This window comes from Rummeliibacillus pycnus, from assembly GCF_002884495.1.
Taxonomy (GTDB): domain Bacteria; phylum Bacillota; class Bacilli; order Bacillales_A; family Planococcaceae; genus Rummeliibacillus; species Rummeliibacillus pycnus.
Window position 1 is genome coordinate 2,906,932 of sequence record NZ_KZ614145.1, and the last position, 18,247, is coordinate 2,925,178.

Here is an 18,247-nt window from a genome sequence, read left to right on the forward strand (position 1 = left end):
CCCTTCAGAAATCATTAAATATCTAAGTTCTCTACATAAACGGCATTCTCATGAATAAATTGACGTCTTGGTTCAACATCATCACCCATTAATTGTTCAAATGTTTGATCTGCTTCAATCGCATCATCTAATTCCACTTGTAATAATATGCGGTGTTCTGGGTCCATTGTCGTATCCCATAATTGTTCCGCATCCATTTCACCAAGACCTTTATATCTTTGAATACCTGGTTTAGGTTGTTTTGGTAAACGATCTAAAATTTCTTGAAGCTCTTTATCACTATAGCAATATTCTACATGTTTACCTTGAGCAATTTTAAATAAAGGTGGTTGGGCAATATAAACATATCCTGCTTCTATAAGTGGACGCATAAAGCGGAAGAAGAACGTTAATAATAAAGTTCTAATATGCGCTCCATCAACATCAGCATCCGTCATAATAACGATTTTATGGTAACGTGCTTTATCTAAAGCAAATTCTTCACCAATGCCTGTACCAATCGCAGTAATCATAGCTCGAATTTCTGCATTAGATAAAATACGATCTAAACGAGCTTTTTCGACATTTAAAATTTTACCCTTCAAAGGCAAAATAGCTTGGAAGTGACGATCTCGACCTGATTTTGCTGAACCACCAGCAGAGTCACCTTCTACGATGTAAATTTCACATTCATCAGGATGACGAGAAGAGCAGTCAGCTAGTTTACCTGGTAAGCTTGATACTTCTAACGCCGATTTACGTCGTGTCATTTCACGTGCTTTCTTGGCTGCAACTCGAGCACGTGATGCTACTAACCCTTTGTCAACAATTGTTCTAGCAACTGTCGGATTCTCTAGCAAAAATCTTTCAAAACGTTCAGAGAACAAAGAGTTTGTAATAGCACTTACTTCAGAATTCCCTAATTTTGTTTTGGTTTGACCTTCAAATTGAGGATCGGGATGTTTTACAGAAACAATAGCAACCAAACCTTCTCGAACATCCTCGCCTGATAAATTTGCATCTGAATCTTTCAACAAATGATTTTTGCGGGCGTAATCATTAATTACACGAGTAAGAGCTGTTTTGAATCCTGACTCGTGCGTACCACCTTCGTAAGTATTAATATTATTTGCGAAAGAAAAAATATTAGATGAGAAACCTGCGTTGTATTGCATCGCTATTTCAACAGATATGCCATCTTTTTCGCCTTTTAAATCAATTGCTTCATGTAGTGGTTCCTTCTTCTCGTTGATATGTTCAACGTATGATTTAATCCCACCCTCATAATGATAAGTGTTTTTGCGAATTTCTTCTCCTCGCTCATCAATGATTGAAATTCGAATGCCACGATTTAAATAAGCAAGTTCACGAATTCGATGTGCTAGGATATCAAATTCATAAACTGTTGTTTCTTTAAAAATTTCCCCATCTGCCTTGAAACGAGTTGTTGTTCCAGTATGATCTGTATCACCAATAACTGTTAGAGGTTGTACAGTTCTACCACGTTCAAATTTAATTTCATGAATACGGCCATCTCTGTGTACTTGTACGATGGTTTCTACTGAAAGTGCATTTACAACTGAAGCACCTACACCATGTAAACCACCTGATACTTTATATCCACCACCGCCGAATTTACCACCAGCATGGAGTACAGTCATAATTACTTCAACGGCAGGTTTCCCTACTTTTTCTTGTGTGTCCACAGGAATACCACGGCCGTTATCTTCTACTCGAATCCAGTTATCCTTTTCAATCGCTACCGTAATTTCGGAACAATATCCAGCTAACGCTTCATCAATACTATTGTCTACAATCTCCCAAACAAGGTGATGTAACCCTTTGGAACTTGTTGAGCCGATATACATACCGGGACGTTTTCGAACGGCTTCTAAACCTTCTAATACTTGAATCTGTTCTGCATCATATGCAACAGGCTTTTTATTGTCTTCGATTGCCATTATTGTTCCACCTACTCTTTCATGGCATTAGTATGCATTATTTGTAATTCTCTTAAACCTACAAAATCCGCAGAATACTAGTCTTACTCAGCATCCACGGAACCTTGTTTCACATGAAACATTGCTGATTCGCGAATTGTTTCATGGTCTATACCATCTACACTTGTCGTAGTCACAAAAGTTTGTACTTCACCTTTAATCGTGTTCAGTAAATGGGATTGACGGTAATCATCTAATTCTGAAAGAACATCATCTAACAGTAAGATAGGCGTTTCCCCAACTTCTTGCTTAATAAGTTCGATTTCAGCTAATTTGAGTGATAAAGCCGTTGTCCTTTGTTGCCCTTGTGATCCATAAGTTTGAACATCATAACCATTTACAATAAATTGCAAATCATCACGATGTGGACCAATTAGTGTAACGCCTCTTTCTAACTCACGAGGCAAGGCTTCTTTTAATTTTATAGCTAAATGAGTAGCTATCTGTTCTTGCGACCATTCAGCATCCATGCCACTAACTGGACGATAGCGGATTTTCATTTCTTCAAGATTTCTGGAGATTCCATAATGAATTGGGCCTGCCCATTCTTGCAATAGATCCATAAAATGGAATCTCTTATGAATAACCTTAGTAGCCGCTTCAATATACTGCTCTGTATAAACATCAAACATAACGTTTTGTAATGTTTGTTTTCCTTGATTTTGTTTAAGTAAATGATTACGTTGCTTTAACAACTTTTGAAAGGTCAATAAATCATGTAAATATACTGGAGAAATTTGCCCGATTTCCATATCGAGAAAACGTCTTCTAATTTGAGGACTGCCTTTAACTACAGTTAAGTCTTCTGGGGCAAACATTACGACATTCATTTGTCCAATATAATCGCTTAAGCGACCTTGTTCGATATGATTCACTTTTGCCTTTTTCCCTTTTTTAGAAATCACCAATTCTAACGGTAAGTGACCATATTTCTTTTGAACGTCACCTTCTATTTTACCATAGTCTTGCTCCCACCGTATCAATTCTTTCTCGCTAGTTGTTCGATGTGATTTAGCCATAGCTAAAACATAAATAGATTCCATAACATTGGTCTTACCTTGTGCATTTTCACCAATGAAAACATTAATCTTTGGAGAAAACGTTAAATCGAGAGATTCATAATTTCGATAGTTGGTCAGCTTTAGTCTCTCAATGTACATGCTATTCCTCGCTCTTTGGTTCTATAAGGCGAAATCTTCCACACCCTGGAATATTAACTAAATCTCCTACATGTAGTTTACGACCTCTTCTACGATCAATCTCACCATTTACATAGACATCATTTTCTTGTAAAAACCATTTGGCCATTCCACCTGAGCTAATTGCATCCGTCATTTTTAGAAACTGTCCCAGCGTTACAAATTCACTTTCTAATACAATATCATTCACTATTTTCCATCCTCTACTTCTATATCATGTCTAATTCTATTTTACCGAACTTTTGTACATAAGTAAAAAGGATAGTCACCGAAACGACTACCCTTTTTAAAGAAAAATCACAATTTAGCACCTGGTACTAAATTGATTTGGGAAATAATCTTATTAAAATTATATTACTAAAATAATTAATACGTGCGAACAGGTAATATCAATTGCAAGATTGCATCATCATGAACGGAACGTATGATAAATGGACGCATTGCACCAGTGAATTGGATCACTACTTCTTGTCCATCAATCGCTTTTAATGCATCCATCATATATTTTGCACTAAAGGAAATACGTAATTCCTCACCCTCAAGAGATTCAACTTGAATTTCCTCTTCAACTTTACCAATTTCTGGTGAGTTTGAAGAAATTTCGATATTGTTATCTGTTAGCGTTGAAAATCGAACTACATTGTTTCGGTCTTCACGAGCAAGTAATGATGCACGGTCAATAGCTTGCAATAATGATTTTCCGTTAATTGTTACAGTAGTGTTGTATTCTTCAGGTATCAAGCGAGATGTATCTGGATAATTACCTTCTAGTAAACGAGAGAAAAATAAAACATCAGAAGTTTTGAATAAAACTTGTTGGTTCGTCATAAATATATCAACAGGAGTTGTAGAATCACTTAGAATTTTACTTAATTCAGTTAAACTTTTCCCTGGAATTACAACGTTTGCCTCTTCAGTTGGTAAATGTTCTAATGTTACTTTACGACGTGCAAGTCGATGACTATCTGTCGCTACACATACTAAACCATCTTCTTTGATTTGCCACTTTACACCTGTCAACACTGGGCGACTTTCACTTGTCGAAACAGCAAAAACAGTTTCTCGAATAACAGACTTTAATAGATCTGCAGGTAGAGTAATTTGGCGGTCTGGTGAAATTTCAGGAAGCATAGGATATTCAGCTGCATCAAGACCAATTAAATGGAAATCGGATTTACCAGAGCGAATTCTTGTTTGAAAATGATCAGCTACTTCAATTTCAACATCATTTGTAGGTAATTTACGGACAATTTCATTAAACATTTTTGCTTGTAATACGATTGATCCGGGTTCTGTTACATGAATTAGTTGTTCGCCATTTTCTTCTACAGGAATAGAAGTTTGAATGGTAATATCCGCGTCACTACCTGTTAAAGTCATACCATCTGTTGATACATCAATTTTAATCCCTGTCAAAATAGGAATTGTTGTTTTGGAACTTACTGCTTTCATGACATCATTTAATCCATCAAGTAAACGATCTCTCATGATATCAAATTTCATTGTTACTACCTCACTTATAGATTATTTATTTTTATTTAAAAGATTAATAGATATAGTAATAGGGCCTGTGGATTTGTGGATAAGCCATTCAATCCAAATAAAATCAGTCTATCCACATGTAGATAGACTGTGTATAAGTTTGTTGTTAACTTTCTTGTTATCCACAGCGAAAATTATTTACCTAACATACTTTTAATCTGTTTAATGTCTTGTTGGAGACCTTGATCATCCTTTAAAAGTGATGTTATTTTCTCATGTGCATGAATGACAGTGGTATGGTCTCGACCACCAAATTCATCACCTATCTTAGGTAGTGAACAGTCAGTCATTTCACGCGATAAATACATAGCTACTTGTCTTGGAAATGCAATTGATTTTGTACGCTTTTTAGCTGTAAAATCTTCCAACTTGATATGGTAATGTTCTCCAACGGCTTTTTGAATATCTAAAATAGTTAATGTCCGAGGCGTAGCATTAGGAATAATATTTTTTAATGCTTGTGCAGCTAGCTCAGCCGTTATATCTTCATTGACAAGTGAAGAATAGGCCACAACTCGAATTAGTGCCCCTTCTAACTCTCGAATATTAGAGTCGATTTGATTTGCAATATAGAGCATTACTTCATTTGGGATATCTAAGTTATCAGCTTTGGCTTTTTTACGCAAAATTGCAATTCGTGTTTCCAAATCTGGTGGTGCAATATCTGTAATGAGTCCCCATTCAAAGCGTGAACGTAACCGATCTTCTAATGTTGGAATCTCTTTAGGAGGTCGATCACTTGAGATGACAATTTGTTTTGATTCTTCATGCAAAGTGTTAAAAGTATGGAAAAATTCTTCCTGAGTTGATTCTTTTCCAGCTAAAAATTGAATATCATCTATTAGAAGTACATCTACATTACGATATCTGTTGCGAAATTCTTCTGCTCTGTTATCACGAATTGAATTAATGAACTCATTCGTAAATTTTTCGGATGATAGATAAACTACTTTTGCTTTTGGATTATGTTCTAATACATAGTGGCCAATTGCATGCATTAAGTGAGTTTTACCAAGACCTACTCCTCCATAGATAAATAGAGGATTGTATGCTTTAGCTGGAGCTTCTGCTACAGCTAAAGAAGCTGCATGTGCAAATCGGTTGCCTGCACCAATTACAAATGTGTCAAATGTGTTTTTTAAATTTAGCATTCCTGAAGAAGTTTCAGGTTGATCAGTATGTTTTTCTGGGATGCCAGGTGATGGAATATCAAAATTCTCTAAGTTTGGATCCTGTTGAACAACGAAACGAATGTGCAAATCTTTTCCTGTCAATTCAGCCAGAATAGCAGCAATTAAATGTACATAATGATTTTCAAGCCATTCGCGCCCAAAGGAATTAGGTGCTGCAATTGTAACAGTGTCGCCATTGTAAGCTAACAATTTCGTTGATTTCAACCAAGTTTCAAAGCTTGGTTTGGAGATCTTTTGCTTTGCTTCTGAGAGAACTTTGTCCCATAACTCTTCAATATGTTCCAAGCTCTTTCTCCTTTTCTAAAAAACTATTCTATAAAAGTTTTACAAGTGGTTGTGGTTGAATGAAAAATTATATCAAAATCAGATTATGTTGTAACTGATAATCACAGTAAACACATTCTGTGGATAAACCTTATTCTATAGTAGTGGATAAAATTATCCACAAGTTATTAACAATTGTGGATAAGATAATGTATGAAAAGATTTATTTACAGAATAAAACACAATAATTGTATCAGGAAAAGTATTGAATGACAAGAGTTTTAAGAAGTTATCCACATAATGAATAATTATGCACTGTTTAGTTATCCACAGTATCTTGACTTGTGTAAAAGTTGTCAGTAAGTGTTGTGGATAAATTTCGAAGGGGAGAATGATGTTCACAGAGGAATTTATGTATATTAAAATGAACTGTGGATAACCTTAACATAGAATTAAAATAAAAACATTAAAGAATTTGAAGAGCAATTTTCCACACATAGTTGACAAAATGGAGTGAAAATAGCTATAATATGCAAGACTGTCTGTAGTATTTAGATAATAGACTTTCATCAGGAGGTGTCATATAAATGAAACGCACATACCAACCAAAAAAACGTAAGCATAGTAAAGTACATGGCTTCCGTGCACGTATGGCTTCTAAAAATGGTCGCAAAGTGATCGCAGCTCGTCGTCGTAAAGGAAGAAAAGTATTATCAGCATAAGTCCACTGAATTTCCTCAGTGGTCTTTTTTTCTTTTATATATGAGGGAGAAGAGAAAAAAAGAATAAGCAGGTGCAAAAATGAAAAAACGCCGCAGAATCAAAAAGAATGAAGACTTTCAAAAAGTGTTTAAAAAAGGTAAGTCTTTTGCAAATCGTCAATTTGTCGTCTATTGTCTTGAAAAAGAAGGGCAAGAGGAATTCAGAATTGGATTATCGGTAAGTAAAAAAATTGCAAAGGCAGTCACAAGAAATCAAATTAAACGTTATGTCCGACAAAGCTTTTTAGAATTAAATGAGGAGCTTTTACAAAACATGGACTACGTCATTATCGCCCGTAATCCGGCGGCCACCATAGATTTTCATGAAACAAAGAAAAGTCTAGAACATGTTTTAAAAATTGCAAAAGTTTTAAGAAGAAGTAGTAGAGACAACAAGAAATCCCATGATAGAATAATGAAAAAATAATAAAGTATTTTGCAGGGGGTTTCGTTGAATATTGTTCTCAACTTATTGAATCTTGTTGTGTGCATTGAACAAAACAACAGAACCTGCGAAGACAGGAGGGGCCCAAAGTGAAACAGATTACGCAACTAGGCGCAACTGTAGAGGAAGCAATCTTGCTAGCCTTGCATGAGCTTAACCTTACTCGAGAACAAGTAGATGTTGAAGTTATTCAAGAAGCAAAAAGAGGTTTTTTAGGTTTTGGATCACGAAAAGCACAAGTTCGTGTAACAGAAAAAAACGTAGAAAAATCAAATATCGCACAAGAAATCATTGAAAAAAATGATGAGAAAATTCAAACGACCATCGAGCAACAACATAGTGAATCTAATACTAGGATAAGCTCTATAGCTACATTAGAGGAATCATCCAAAAATGTTCAACTAGAAAATTCAATTGTTGCTAAAGAAGTAAAGGAAAATGACCCAGTCGATTATTCAGAAGTAATTGAACAGACTAAAATATATCTGGAAAATATTTCAACACAACTTGGTATCCAAGATCTTGATATTAATGTTGAACAAAAGGGAAAAACAATCATTTTTAAATTATCAAGTGAAAAAGCGGCACTCCTTATAGGGAAACGAGGCCAAACATTAAATGCCCTTCAACAATTAACACAATTAGTTGCTCATCAATATATCAAACGCTTCGTTATGGTTAAACTTGATGTTGAAAATTATCGTGAAAGACGGCAACGGTCATTGGAAATTTTGGCAAGTCGAATGGCAGATAGGGCTGTTCATACCGGACGTAAAGTTGAACTTGAGCCAATGCCAGCAAATGAACGTAAAATAATTCACCATATATTAGCTGATAGAGTGGATGTTGAAACTTACTCAGAGGGTGAAGACTTAAAACGCCACTTAGTTATTGAACCAATTCGATAACTAAATAAATATTAAAAGTTACAAGGATTGTGAAAGAGTCCTTCTCAAAAGTTGAGAAGGGCTCATTTTTTTGCTTTATGGTATTATTGTAAGTTAGAGAGTTAGAGGGCATTGGATTATCCACATGTGGATAATTTTTAACATAGGAGGTAGTATTTATGGAGTTCGATACAATCGCAGCGATATCCACACCAATGGGAGAAGGAGCGATTGCAATTGTTCGTTTAAGTGGTGATCGAGCAATTGAAATCGCGGATCGTATTTTTCATTCACCAAGTGGCAAAAAGTTATCCACACAACCTTCACATACCATCCATTATGGTCATTTGAAAGAGGTTGAAACAGGTGAAGTAGTAGAAGAAGTCATGTTATCGATGATGAAGGGACCTAAAACTTTTACGCGTGAAGATGTAGTAGAAATAAATTGTCATGGTGGGCTTGTTTCTGTTAATCGTGTTCTTCAGCTTGTACTTCGTAACGGCGCACGATTGGCTGAACCAGGTGAATTTACAAAACGGGCATTTTTAAATGGACGTATTGACTTATCACAAGCTGAAGCTGTAATGGATTTGATACGAGCTAAAACAGATAAAGCAATGAATTTAGCACTTGGCCAAATGAATGGTAAATTATCGCGATTAATCTATCAATTACGTCAGGCACTAATTGAAGTTCTAGCACAAGTAGAGGTAAATATTGATTATCCAGAATATGATGATGTAGAAGAAATGACTATTCCGTTGATGTTAGAAAAATCAACATGGGTAAAACAAGAGATTGAAAAACTCTTACAGACATCTTCACAAGGCAAGATTTTACGTGAAGGTTTATCAACAGTTATTTTGGGGCGACCAAATGTAGGGAAATCCTCATTACTAAATAGCTTAGTTCAAGAAAATAAAGCAATTGTCACTGATGTAGCTGGTACAACGCGTGATATTATAGAAGAATACGTCAATGTACGTGGTGTACCTCTTCGATTAGTTGATACCGCAGGAATTCGTGAAACAGAAGATATCGTAGAACGAATTGGTGTTGAACGATCCCGCCAAGTCTTAAAAGAGGCAGATTTAATCCTACTTGTTGTAAACTATAATGATGAGTTATCAGAAGAAGACGAGCGATTATTTGAAACGATTCATAATATGGATTATATCGTAGTTGTTAATAAAACGGATTTGCCTAAAAAAATTGATTTAAACCGAGTAAAAGAGCTTGCAGGTAATCATAAATTAGTAACAACTTCTTTATTACAAGAAGAAGGTGTTAAAGAGCTTGAAGAAGCAATTGCAGCATTATTCTTTGAAGGTTCCGTTGAAGCCGGCGATTTAACCTATGTTTCCAACGCACGCCATATTGCATTATTGCATCAAGCCCTTGATCGCATTAATGATGCAATTGAAGCAGCAGGAGCAGGAGTACCAGTAGATATGATTCAAATTGATGTCACACGGACATGGGAAATTCTAGGTGAAATCGTTGGCGATACAGTACAAGATAGTCTAATCAACCAACTATTCTCCCAATTCTGTTTGGGTAAATAATATATGGAAAACTACATTTAACGAAGTTCTTAACTTTCGGTAAATATTAGTTGACCAATGGTTTGTCTACGGGTAGATAGTTCATTTACTTACTCTGTTAAGATTAAGAAATGGAATTTCTTACCGTTATCAAGATATAAATTCTAACTATAGAAAGGAAGTAACGAGCATGCCAACAAAATATGAAGCAGGCACGTTCGATGTTGTTGTCATTGGAGCAGGTCATGCAGGTGTAGAAGCAGCTTATGCCTCAGCTCGTATGGGTGCGAAAACATTAGTATTAACAATAAACTTAGATATGATTGCCTTTATGCCATGTAATCCATCAGTTGGAGGACCTGCAAAAGGAATTGTTGTACGAGAAATTGATGCAATGGGCGGTGCGATGGGGAAAGTCATCGATAAAACACATATCCAAATGCGTATGTTAAACACCGGTAAAGGACCAGCTGTACGTGCATTACGTGCACAAGCAGATAAAGTCATGTATCAACGTGAAATGAAAAAATTATTAGAAGATCAAGAAAATCTTACAATTCATCAAGCAATGGTAGATGAACTAATTGTTGAAGATGGACAAGTAAAAGGTGTTATTACACAAGTAGGTGCTATTTACCGCGCAAACACTGTTGTTATCACAACTGGAACATTCTTACGTGGTGAAATTATTATTGGAGATTTAAAATATTCAAGTGGTCCTAATAATCAACAACCATCCATCAAACTTGCCGATAACTTACGTGAACTTGGATTTGATATGGTTCGTTTTAAAACAGGTACACCACCACGCGTGAATAGTAAAACAATTGATTACAGCAAAACTGAAATTCAACCTGGGGACCCAGAGCCTCTTGCATTCAGTTATGAAACAACGGAATTTATCACAGATCAGATTCCGTGCTGGTTAACATATACAAGTCTAGAAACACACAAAATAATTAATGAAAACCTTGATAAATCACCAATGTTCACAGGTGTTATTACTGGTACTGGTCCTCGTTATTGCCCATCAATCGAAACAAAAATTGTACGCTTTAATGACAAACCACGTCACCAATTATTCTTAGAGCCAGAAGGACGTAATACGCAAGAAGTATATGTACAAGGTTTATCAACTAGCCTTCCAGAACATATCCAACGTCAAATGCTTGAAACTATTCCAGGACTAGAAAAAGCTGAAATGATGCGTGCTGGATATGCCATTGAATATGACGCGATTGTTCCAACTCAATTATGGCCTACCCTTGAAACCAAACGTATACAAAATCTCTATACAGCAGGTCAAATAAATGGTACTTCTGGTTATGAGGAAGCAGCAGGTCAAGGTTTAATGGCTGGTATAAACGCTGCTGCAAAAGCACTTGGTAAAGAAGAAATGATTCTTGGTCGTGCAGATGCTTACATTGGTGTATTAATTGATGATTTAGTTACAAAAGGTACAAATGAACCTTATCGATTATTAACATCTCGTGCAGAATATCGTTTATTACTACGTCATGATAACGCAGATATGCGTTTGACAGAACGTGCTTTCAAAGCGGGCTTAATTTCAAAAGAACGATATGATCGATTCCTTGTAAAAAAAGCTCAAGTGGAGGAAGAAATTGCTCGATTGTATGGTATCATCCTAAAACCAAACGAAGAAACACAAGCATCAATTCAAGCGGTAGGCAGTAGTCCATTAAAAGATGGTATTCGTGGAACAGATTTATTGAAACGCCCAGAAATAAACTATGAATTAGTATCTTCACTAACTCCATCATCCATTGAATTGAATGCTGAAGTGAAAGAACAAGTTGAAATTCAAGTGAAATATGAAGGGTATATTGAAAAGGCTCTTCAACAAGTTGAAAAACTTAAAAAAATGGAAGATAAGAAAATACCAGAGAATATTGATTATGATGCAATCTCAGGTATTGCAACAGAAGCAAAAGAAAAGTTAAAAGAAGTTCGCCCATTATCAGTAGCTCAAGCTTCACGTATTTCGGGCGTAAACCCTGCTGACATTTCAATCTTACTAGTGTATATTGAACATGGTAGAATAGCGAAAATATAACTAATTTAGATTTAAAATTTTGTAATCATGACGAAGAATAAGTATAAAATAAACATCTAATTCGACGTCATGATAGTACATGATCCAGAGACTATAGCTGGATAAGATACGAAGCGAAACGGAACATATCCGTTAATTTATAAAGTATTAGTAGCACTAATGGAAGGGGAATATCATGAACGAGGAACAGTTTGTGCAAGCTTTAAAACAACAAGGAATTGAGTTATCAGAGGAACAAATTCAACAATTCCATATTTATTTTGAAACGCTGGTAGAATGGAATGAAAAGATGAATTTGACAGCTATCACTGATCAGCCATCTGTTTATTTAAAGCATTTTTATGATTCTATTAGTGCTGCTTTTTATATTGACTTTCATAATGTGCAGTCATTATGTGATGTAGGAGCAGGTGCAGGGTTTCCAAGCATCCCTATTAAAATCTGCTTTCCACATTTAAAAGTTACTATTGTAGATTCATTAAATAAACGAATTCAGTTTTTAAATCATTTAAGTGATGTATTACATTTAGAACATATGCACTTTGTTCATTCTCGTGCAGAGGACTTTGGACAAATTACAACATATCGTGAACAATTTGATATGGTTACAGCACGTGCTGTTGCGAGATTATCGGTATTATCTGAGCTTTGTATTCCACTAGTAAAATCAGGTGGGCAATTTGTTGCAATGAAAGCAGCAAGCGGCGAAGAAGAATTAAAAGATGCTCAAAAGGCCATTTCAATTCTTGGCACAAAGTTATTCGAGAAGTTTGAATTCTCACTACCAATAGAAAATAGTGAACGTACTATCTATGTCTTTGAAAAAATAAAAAATACACCAAAGAAATATCCTCGTAAGCCAGGTGTACCAAATAAATCACCAATTCACTAGTATATGTTTCACATGGAACAGAAAAAAGGAATCTACCGTTTTTTATCGAAAGTAACTATAATGATAAATGGACATACTTACTTTTTGTATAATGTTAGTAAATATATATAGATAGATAGTCATCTCCACAAACTAATAAAATTACTTGGATAACTAATTGTGGAGGGGAATATCAATAAAGGTGGTGCCAAGGGATGAAAAGTACTTTTTCACGTTTTTTTGGAAGTGGTGAGAAAGTAGAAAACGCCTCAAAAAATGAAGTGGATAATACGGAATCGGTTGTGAAGCTTGCTATAGAGAAAATTAGCCCAAACCGCTATCAACCACGAACAATTTTTGATGATTCAAAGATTGAAGAATTAGCGCGTACTATACATACGCATGGCGTAATTCAACCAATTGTCGTACGTAAATTAGAGAATGACCGTTATGAAATCATTGCAGGAGAGCGTCGATATCGTGCGATGAAATCACTAAATTGGACAGAAGTACCTGCAATTATTCGAGATATGAATGACAAGGAAACTGCTTCGGTTGCTCTAATTGAAAACTTACAGCGTGAAGAACTTACATCAATTGAAGAAGCACAAGCATATCAAAAACTTTTAGAATTACATGAATTAACACAAGAGGCTCTTGCTCAACGATTGGGTAAAGGACAATCAACAATTGCCAACAAATTGCGGTTATTAAAATTACCAGAAACAATTCAGAAAGCAATTTTGAAAAGGGAAATATCCGAACGCCATGCCCGTGCACTAGTGCCAGTTAAAGATGAAGGTTTACAAATGCAGTTACTTCAAGAAACAATTGAGCACGACTATAACGTTAGACAATTAGAACAACGGATTAATGAAATATTAAATCCTGAAGAAAAACCTAAAAGGGCAAAATCTCGCCGAAAAGCAATCAGTAAGGATATTCGCATTGCACTTAATACAATTCGACAATCTTTAACAATGGTAAATAAAACGGGAATTCATGTAGAAACTGAAGAAGAAGAACACGATGAGTTCTATCAAATCACAGTAAAGATTCCTAAAAAGAAAGTATAGTGCTGCTTATTTATTAAAACTCTTATTCTAGTTTATTAGAATAAGAGTTTTTTATTTACATTTAGATTAGTAAATGGAGCCGAAAAAACATTTTTTTGATAGAATGTATGAAAAGGTATGTTATATATTTTGAAAAAAATGTTTTTGAAAGCAGGTGCACCATGGGAAGAACAATTGCTATTGCAAACCAAAAGGGCGGCGTTGGTAAGACCACAACATCTGTAAATTTAAGCGCGTGCCTTGCTACATTAGGAAAGAAAGTTCTACTGATTGATACGGATCCACAGGGAAACTCTACTAGTGGTGTAGGAATCAATAAAGGGGATGTAGAAAAATGTATTTACGATGTACTTATTGATGATGAACCGATTCAAAATGCTATTTGTAAGACTCAGATTGAAAACTTATATACTGTACCCGCAACAATTGCACTAGCAGGAGCAGAAATCGAGTTAGTGTCTACAATCTCCAGAGAAGTACGTTTGAAACATGCAATCGATGATATTAAGAAGGACTATGATTATATCATCATTGATTGTCCTCCATCTTTAGGATTGTTAACCATTAATTCGTTAACAGCCGCTGATGCAATTTTAATCCCAGTGCAATGTGAGTACTATGCTTTAGAGGGATTAAGCCAATTGTTATCAACTATAAGGCTGGTGCAGAAACATTTAAATAATCAACTCATTATTGATGGGGTATTGTTAACGATGTTAGATGCTCGTACAAATCTAGGGCTTCAAGTAATTGATGAAGTTAAAAAATACTTCCAAGACAAAGTCTATAAAACAATCGTGCCAAGAAACGTCCGTTTAAGTGAAGCACCAAGTCATGGTGAACCTATTATTATCTATGACCGTAAATCTCGAGGTGCAGAAGTATATTTAGAATTGGCTAGAGAGGTGATTAAAAATGGCTAAAGGATTAGGTAAAGGACTTGGTGCACTTTTTCAAGACCAAGCGCTTTTAGAAACTGATAAAGTAACACAAATTTCTATAAGAGATATTCGAGTAAATCCATATCAACCTCGTAAAGTATTTGATGAAGAAGCATTACAGGAGCTTGCACAATCTATTAAAGAACATGGGATTTTACAACCTATAACTTTACGTAAAAAAGATTCTAAATATGAAATTGTTGTTGGAGAAAGACGTTTTCGAGCAGCTAAATTGGCTAATTTAAAAGAGGTACCAGCTGTTATTCGTGAGTTGAATGATACTGAAATGATGGAGTTAGCCATTTTAGAAAATCTTCAACGTGAAGATTTAACACCTATTGAAGAAGCCGAGGCTTATCATAATTTAATGGAACATTTAAATATGACACAGGAAGAGTTATCTAAACGCCTTGGGAAAAGTCGCCCCCATATTGCAAATCATGTTCGCCTCTTAACATTACCGAAGGATATACAAAAGCTAGTAAACGAAGGAAAACTATCAATGGGGCATGGCCGAACATTATTAGGGTTGAAAAATAAAAAACAAATTCCTATTGTTGCTGATAAAGTTATAAAACAACAACTTAATGTTCGCCAGTTAGAAGACTTAGTACATTCATTAAATGATAAAGTTCCACGTGAAACAGAAAAAAAGGCTAATAGGGATATTTTTATTGCAGAAAAGGAATCACAATTACGGGATTATTTTGGAACGAATGTATTAATTAAAAAGACAAAGAATAAAGGGAAGATTGAAATTGAATTTTTCTCTGAAGATGATTTAGAACGAATACTTGAATTACTTGAGGATTGAGAGGATTTCCGTTGGTTTTATTAGGAACAATTATTAATGCATTACTAATTGCAGTAGGAGCAATTATTGGTAGGTTCTTGCAAGGAATCCCCGATAAGATGAAAGAAACAGTTATGCAAGTAATAGGACTAGCCGTAACTGTGCTTGGTATCCAAATGGGTATAACAAGTAAAAATTTTATAGTAGTGATTGTTAGCCTTGTAATAGGAACTATTATTGGCGAATGGATTGATCTAGATTTACAGTTAAATCGATTTGGAAAGTGGTTAGAACATAAAATTGGGAAAAAGGGCGATCAAGGCGATATCGCCCAGGGATTTATAACAAGCACTCTAATTTTTGTTATAGGTTCAATGGCTATTATTGGTGCACTAGATAGTGGTTTAAGGAATGACCACTCTGTATTAATCACAAAAGGGATCATTGATGGATTCACTGCAATATTTTTAGCGTCAACCTTGGGTATTGGTGTTCTACTTGGTGCTGTTTCTGTGTTTATATATCAAGGAACCATTGCCTTATTTGCAGGGCAAATAAGTAATATTGTGCCGGAAGTTTTACTTGATACATTTGTTCAACAAATGACTGCAACAGGTGGTGCCATGATTATCGCTATCGGCCTGAATATGATAGGGCTTACGAAAATACGAGTAGCTAATATGTTACCAGCCATTTTAGTGGTGGCGATTGTAGTTACGTTCATGCATATTTTTTAAGGAATGACGGTGCCAAGCTAGATAAATTGCACGAGCAATACGATTACTCATTTCGTATGTGATATTTAATCTTGTTGTTTGTAGAATAGTATGTTCCATAAAGCCACCAAAATTGACGATTCCTTTTATCGATACGTCTCCAATTGGTGGTAATTCTTTTTTTACGGCCTTTCCTGGTAAAAGAGGACCTGTTTGAAAAAGAATTTCACCAATACGTTTTTGTTCCCCGAGACAAGCATCAATTGCTACAACATATGGAGAAATGGTTTGTCCCAATAGAGATTCTACAGTTTCATTTAAATTTAATGCATGTAATGGTTGCTCTAAGGATCCAATTATCTTATAAGGGAATGAGATATAATTTGATAGTAAACTGCCGGTTAAAGGTCCTAAAGCATCACCTGTCGAACGATCAGAGCCTATACAACAAAATACAAGATTTTCATGTTGAAATGGTATATGCTCTAATAAGAAAGAGCTTAAACGCCAAATGGCACCTGAATCCTGATAATGTAATGCGTATGAGAATGACGAATTAGAAATAGGAAGTGTCATAGGAAGTCTCACTTTCTTCTTTTTCAGCAGTATACGTATGATTAAAATTTTTTATGCAAGAGGAGCAACAAAAGTGAAATTTGAGAGTATATATAATTGGAATTGGTTAATGAAGTATTTAACTAATGAAAAGCTATGGAACACTATAGGAATTGCAACAATGCAGATTATTGGCATCTGGCTTTTATCGATGGTTGTTGTTCGTATTGCAAAGATGGCAATTAAGAAGTTCTTTCATATTCGAATGACTGGACCAATTGCTTTGCAACCAGCTTCAGAACGTCGTCATTTAACGATTCTACGATTATTACAAAGTGTTATTTCCTACACAGTCTACTTTTCAGCAATCATTGCTATTTTATCTGTAATGGGTATTAAAGTCGCTGGTTTATTAGCAGGTGCTGGTATCGTCGGCTTAGCTGTTGGGTTTGGCGCACAAAGCTTGGTTAAGGATATAATTACTGGTTTCTTTATTATTTTCGAAGATCAATTTGGTGTAGGTGACTACATTAAAATTACTTCTACGGAAGGTACAGTTCTTGAAATTGGTTTACGTACAACGAAGATTAAAGGCGCATCTGGAGAAATTAATATTATTCCTAATGGTTCAATTACAGAAGTTGTTAACTATTCTATTAATAACTCAATCGCAATTGTAGATGTTAGTGTAGCTTATAGTTCTGATATTGCTAAAGCTGAAAAGTTAATAGAGCAATATTTAGAAACCTTACCGGCAAATCATGAGGAAATTGTCACGAAACCAACGTTACTTGGCGTTCAAAATGTTGTTGGTGCAGAGGTTACATTACGTATTTCTGTAGAAACACTACCAATGCAACATTTTGCTGTTTCACGAATGATTCGCCGTGATATTAAAGATATTTTTGACCGCAATGGTATTGAAATTCCTTATCCTAAGATGATGGTTTATGAACGTGATAATAACAGTCAAATAGTTGAAGAGGGTGAAGAATAATGGAACCAAAAAAATTCGGACTTGGCGATATTGTTCAAATGAAAAAACAACATCCATGTGGAACAAATGAGTGGAAAATTATCCGTATGGGTGCGGATATTCGCATTAAATGTGAAGGTTGCCAACATAGTGTAATGATTCCACGTAGAGAGTTTGAAAAAAAGATGAAGAAAGTACTTGTATTCGCAAATCCAACCGAAGAATAGAGGGAATAGACTTTTATTAGTCTAATCTCTATAATTAACAAGTTGAATAGTTTTACATTTGACCACTTTTAGCATATTTCTGGAAAGTTGACCATTGGTATTCTTAGAAAAGATATTTAAAGGATTTTCCATAAGCTAAGTTCTTGGATGAAGTGTGTTAAACAAGTAAGATTTGGATGAATACATCAAACTATTATTTAT

Annotated in this window: 18 protein-coding genes; 12 read left to right on the plus strand and 6 right to left on the minus strand. The window is 35.2% G+C overall.

Features of this window, described 5'->3' with window-relative positions; translation table 11 throughout:
* Nucleotides 1-14: 14 nt before the first annotated feature.
* From gyrB to dnaA, 5 genes are all read right to left on the minus strand, one after another.
* Entirely contained in the window at nucleotides 15-1,940 is a 1,926-nt protein-coding gene (gene gyrB, locus CEF14_RS14115; protein ID WP_102693420.1) for a DNA topoisomerase (ATP-hydrolyzing) subunit B, read from the minus strand.
* Between the two features lie 83 nt (nucleotides 1,941-2,023).
* Nucleotides 2,024-3,139, minus strand: a complete 1,116-nt coding sequence (gene recF, locus CEF14_RS14120) for a DNA replication/repair protein RecF (protein ID WP_102693421.1) — start codon at nucleotides 3,137-3,139, stop codon at nucleotides 2,024-2,026.
* 1 nt (nucleotide 3,140) lies between these two features.
* Entirely contained in the window at nucleotides 3,141-3,368 is a 228-nt protein-coding gene (gene yaaA / locus CEF14_RS14125) for a S4 domain-containing protein YaaA (protein WP_102693422.1), read from the minus strand.
* A 176-nt stretch (nucleotides 3,369-3,544) separates the two neighbouring features.
* The gene (dnaN, locus tag CEF14_RS14130; protein WP_102693423.1) at nucleotides 3,545-4,681 is read right to left on the minus strand and encodes a DNA polymerase III subunit beta; all 1,137 of its coding nucleotides are present in this window, start codon (nucleotides 4,679-4,681) and stop codon (nucleotides 3,545-3,547) included.
* A gap of 173 nt (nucleotides 4,682-4,854) precedes the next feature.
* The gene (gene dnaA, locus CEF14_RS14135) at nucleotides 4,855-6,198 is read right to left on the minus strand and encodes a chromosomal replication initiator protein DnaA (RefSeq protein WP_102693424.1); all 1,344 of its coding nucleotides are present in this window, start codon (nucleotides 6,196-6,198) and stop codon (nucleotides 4,855-4,857) included.
* A 566-nt stretch (nucleotides 6,199-6,764) separates the two neighbouring features.
* Here dnaA and rpmH point away from each other — a divergent pair.
* From rpmH to CEF14_RS14185, 10 genes are all read left to right on the plus strand, one after another.
* Nucleotides 6,765-6,899, plus strand: a complete 135-nt coding sequence (gene rpmH / locus CEF14_RS14140; RefSeq protein WP_102693425.1) for a 50S ribosomal protein L34 — start codon at nucleotides 6,765-6,767, stop codon at nucleotides 6,897-6,899.
* Between the two features lie 79 nt (nucleotides 6,900-6,978).
* Nucleotides 6,979-7,365, plus strand: a complete 387-nt coding sequence (gene rnpA / locus CEF14_RS14145) for a ribonuclease P protein component (protein ID WP_102693426.1) — start codon at nucleotides 6,979-6,981, stop codon at nucleotides 7,363-7,365.
* 107 nt (nucleotides 7,366-7,472) lie between these two features.
* Entirely contained in the window at nucleotides 7,473-8,291 is an 819-nt protein-coding gene (gene jag, locus CEF14_RS14150; protein WP_102693427.1) for an RNA-binding cell elongation regulator Jag/EloR, read from the plus strand.
* 158 nt (nucleotides 8,292-8,449) lie between these two features.
* Entirely contained in the window at nucleotides 8,450-9,835 is a 1,386-nt protein-coding gene (mnmE, locus tag CEF14_RS14155; protein ID WP_102693428.1) for a tRNA uridine-5-carboxymethylaminomethyl(34) synthesis GTPase MnmE, read from the plus strand.
* Nucleotides 9,836-10,004: 169 nt separating this feature from the next.
* A complete protein-coding gene (gene mnmG, locus CEF14_RS14160) occupies nucleotides 10,005-11,891 on the plus strand; it encodes a tRNA uridine-5-carboxymethylaminomethyl(34) synthesis enzyme MnmG (protein ID WP_102693429.1) in 1,887 nt (628 codons plus the stop codon).
* Nucleotides 11,892-12,066: 175 nt separating this feature from the next.
* Nucleotides 12,067-12,783 carry a 16S rRNA (guanine(527)-N(7))-methyltransferase RsmG gene (gene rsmG, locus CEF14_RS14165; RefSeq protein WP_102693430.1) on the plus strand — a complete coding sequence of 239 codons (717 nt, stop codon included), beginning with the start codon at nucleotides 12,067-12,069 and terminating at the stop codon, nucleotides 12,781-12,783.
* A gap of 194 nt (nucleotides 12,784-12,977) precedes the next feature.
* Nucleotides 12,978-13,838, plus strand: coding sequence for a nucleoid occlusion protein (gene noc / locus CEF14_RS14170; RefSeq protein ID WP_102693431.1), 861 nt, complete (start codon nucleotides 12,978-12,980; stop codon nucleotides 13,836-13,838).
* A 161-nt stretch (nucleotides 13,839-13,999) separates the two neighbouring features.
* Nucleotides 14,000-14,761, plus strand: coding sequence for a ParA family protein (locus tag CEF14_RS14175; RefSeq protein WP_102693432.1), 762 nt, complete (start codon nucleotides 14,000-14,002; stop codon nucleotides 14,759-14,761).
* The gene (locus CEF14_RS14180) at nucleotides 14,754-15,593 is read left to right on the plus strand and encodes a ParB/RepB/Spo0J family partition protein (RefSeq protein WP_102693433.1); all 840 of its coding nucleotides are present in this window, start codon (nucleotides 14,754-14,756) and stop codon (nucleotides 15,591-15,593) included. The genes CEF14_RS14175 and CEF14_RS14180 overlap by 8 nt, the downstream gene beginning before the upstream one ends.
* 11 nt (nucleotides 15,594-15,604) lie before the next feature.
* Nucleotides 15,605-16,309 (plus strand): DUF554 domain-containing protein, encoded by a 705-nt coding sequence (locus CEF14_RS14185; RefSeq protein ID WP_102693434.1) that lies wholly within the window; start codon nucleotides 15,605-15,607, stop codon nucleotides 16,307-16,309.
* Here CEF14_RS14185 and yyaC read toward each other — a convergent pair.
* A complete protein-coding gene (gene yyaC / locus CEF14_RS14190; RefSeq protein WP_102693435.1) occupies nucleotides 16,268-16,864 on the minus strand; it encodes a spore protease YyaC in 597 nt (198 codons plus the stop codon). The genes CEF14_RS14185 and yyaC overlap by 42 nt on opposite strands.
* A 109-nt stretch (nucleotides 16,865-16,973) precedes the next feature.
* Here yyaC and CEF14_RS14195 point away from each other — a divergent pair, with 109 nt between their 5' ends.
* Together CEF14_RS14195 and CEF14_RS14200 are read left to right on the plus strand one after the other, a co-directional pair.
* Entirely contained in the window at nucleotides 16,974-17,840 is an 867-nt protein-coding gene (locus CEF14_RS14195; protein ID WP_102694414.1) for a mechanosensitive ion channel family protein, read from the plus strand.
* Entirely contained in the window at nucleotides 17,840-18,046 is a 207-nt protein-coding gene (locus tag CEF14_RS14200) for a DUF951 domain-containing protein (protein ID WP_102693436.1), read from the plus strand. The genes CEF14_RS14195 and CEF14_RS14200 overlap by 1 nt, the downstream gene beginning before the upstream one ends.
* Nucleotides 18,047-18,247 lie beyond the last annotated feature (201 nt).